A 3,303-nucleotide genomic window follows, 5' to 3' on the forward strand; every position below is an offset into this window, starting at 1 on the left:
CGTTACGGTTGAAGTCAGCGAGTCGTTATCGAAGTCGCTTGAGGTTACAACAATCGATTTCACGATATCTTCGCTCACCGAGTGGTCTAAGTTTCGGTTCGGCTCAAAACGCACTTCCCCTTCAAGGGTGATAAACAACTCACCTTCAGTGAAACTGAATTGCTGTTCGCCAGTGTCATTTTGATCAAGTGTTCTTAGTTGACCGTCATAGGTGAACTGAGTGATCGTCGCGCCATCAGCACTTTGGTTTGGCATTACATCAATAGTGCTGGTTGTGATTGTTCCATCAGCCAGATTTGGCTCGATGATATCTAAGGTACCGTCTTGCATGATTTGAACATCATCACCGATGGTCACATTCAGTTGAGACACCAATGAATCATCGCCATCCGTATCAACCGCATAAACAGGTAGATCAAAGCTCAGGTCGTTATTATCTAAACCATCGGCATGGTCTAGCGCTTCAAGCAGAGTAAAGGTGTATTCACCCAGTGTGCTCGTAGAGAAGGCAATCGTGAACACTGGGATTTCAGCGCCCGAACCATTGGTAATAAAGCTGATGTAAGTACCCGGATTGGCCGAATCTTCTTTTATCTCAACCGCAAAACCGTTCGATTTCAGTGCACCACCGACATTGAATTCAGTAGGTTCAATACGGAAGCTGGTCACATCATCACTTTGGTTAGTGAAAGTAATCGTCTCGGTTTGACTTACTGCGCTACCGCTCGGGCTAGAGCCATCGCTAAGGTTAGTTTCAGATAGAGTAACGCTTGGCACTGCATCAATGGTCGGAATATCACCATCGGTAATCGTCAGCATCACTGTGGAAGTCAGTACATCGTTGTCTAAATCGCTTGAGGTCACCACAATCGACTTCACGATGTCCTCGCTCGCTGTGTGGTTTAGATTGCGATTTGGCTCGAAACGCACTTCACCTTGCAAGGTGATGAACAGTGAACCTTCAGTAAATACAAACTTCTGTTCACCGGTGTCGTTTTGGTCGAGTGTTATTGCCGCCCCGCCATCGTAAGTAAACTGAGTGATTGTCGCGCCATCGGCACTTTGGCTAGGCATCACATCAACAGTGGCTGTCGTCGGAGTACCTGCAGCCAAATCAGCAACCGTTGGCTCAATAATATTAAGCACTTGGTTTTGCATGACCTGTACATCATCACCAATGGTCACATTCAGTTGAGACACCAGTGAATCATCACCATCGCTATCAACCGCATAAACAGGAAGATCAAAAGTCAGATCATTCTTCACTAAGCCATCTACATGATCCAACGCTTCAAGCAGGGTGAAGGTGTATTGACCTAAATTGGTATCCGAGAAGCTAATCGTAAACACGTTAGTTTCAACGTTCGAACCATCAGTCACAAAACCGATGTAGCCACCCGGTGTAGTTGGGTCAGCTTTCAGTTCGACCGCCAATCCGTTCGATTTCAGAGCACCACCAACATTAAAATCAGTCGGTTCAATACGGAAACTCGTCACGTCATCACTTTGGTTAGTAAAGGTAATGGTTTGAGTTGAACTTACCGCACTTGCATTCGGAGCAGATCCGTCGCTCAGATTCGTTTCTGACAGAGTAACGCTTGGCACCGTGTCAATCGTTGGGATATCGCCATCAGTAATGGTTAGCGTTATCGTTGAAGACACAAGATCGCTATCGGAATCACTTGAAGTTACGACTATCGACTTCACGATATCGCCACCAGTATGGTCAAGGTTACGACTTGGTTCGAAACGAATATCGCCTTGCAGAGTGATATATAATGCCCCATCAGCAACCACGAACTTCTGCTCACCTGTATCGTTTTGATCAAGCGTTAATACCGCCCCACCATCATAAGTGAACTGAGTAATGGTCGTGCCATCAGCACCTTCTTCATCAAGTACATTAACGGAAGCTGTCGTCGGAGTACCTGCTGCCAAATCTGCAACCGTTGGCTCTTCAATTGTGAGAGAGTCATTAACCATCACTTGAATATCATCAGTGATAGTTACAGCCAGTGGCGACATTAGCGAATCATCACCGTCGCTATCAACCGCGTAGACTGGCAAGTTGAATGTTAGATCGTTATTGCCTTGAACAGGCGTGTGGTCAATCGCTTCCAGAAGCGTGAAGGTGTACTCACCCAAAGTGGTACTACTGAAATCGAGTGTAAACACAGTGGTTTCGACATTCGAAATATCGGTCGTGAAACCAATATAATTGCCGGATCCTGTTGGTTCCTCTCGAATCTCAATGATCAAGCCATCGGACTTGAGCGCGTTGTTAGTATTAAATTCACTTGGTTCTAAACGGAATTTCTCAACATCGTCACTTTGATTAGTGAAAGTGATGGTTTCCGTTTGACTAACCGCGCTGCCACTTGGCGATGAGCCATCAGTTAAATCAGCTTCTTCAAGTACAACGCTCGGTACCGAATCGATAGTCGGATTATCACCATCAGTAATGGTCAGCGTAATGGCTGAAGTCACCGGATCGTTATCGAAGTCGCTTGAAGTCACTACTATCGACTTCACGATGTCTTCGCTAACGGAATGGTCTAGATCGCGATTAGGTTCAAAGCGCACTTCACCTTCAAGGGTGATAAACAACTCGCCTTCTGTGAAGCTGAACTGCTGTTCACCAGTGTCATTTTGATCAAGCGTTCTTAGCTGACCGTCATAAGTAAACTGAGTGATCGTCGCACCATCAGCACTTTGGTTTGGCATCACATCAATGGTGTTGGTTGTGATTGTGCCGTCTGCAAGATTTGGCTCGATAATATCTAACGTACCATCTTGCATGATTTGAACATCATCACCGATGGTCACATTCAGCTGAGACACCAGTGAATCGTCGCCGTCCGTATCAACCGCATAAACCGGCAGATCAAAACTCAGATCGTTCTTATCTAAACCATCCGCATGGTCTAACGCTTCAAGCAGAGTAAAGGTGTATTCACCCAACGTACTCGTAGAGAAAGCAATCGTGAATACAGGAACTTCAGTATTCGAGCCATCGGTAATAAAACCGATGTAAGTTCCCGGATTAGCCGAATCTTCTTTTATCTCAACGGCAAAGCCATTCGATTTCAGTGCTCCACCCACATTAAATTCAGTAGGTTCAATACGGAAACTCGCCACATCATCACTTTGATTGGTGAAGGTAATTATCTCGGTTTGACTGACTACACTGCCGCTTGGCGCAGAGCCATCGGCTAAATTAGTTTCAGACAAAGTAACACTTGGTACCTCATCAATCGTTGGGTTATCGCCATCAGTAATGGTCAGCGTTACGGTTGAAGTCAG

General features: G+C 45.7%; 1 pseudogene. It reads right to left on the reverse strand.

What is annotated here, in order from left to right:
* Window positions 1-3,303 (reverse strand): annotated as a pseudogene (locus AB4375_RS21145) (hypothetical protein); the annotation flags it as partial.

Origin of the sequence: Vibrio sp. 10N.261.51.C6, from assembly GCF_041471785.1 — a bacterium.
In the GTDB taxonomy this organism is placed as follows: Bacteria; Pseudomonadota; Gammaproteobacteria; order Enterobacterales; family Vibrionaceae; genus Vibrio; species Vibrio crassostreae_C.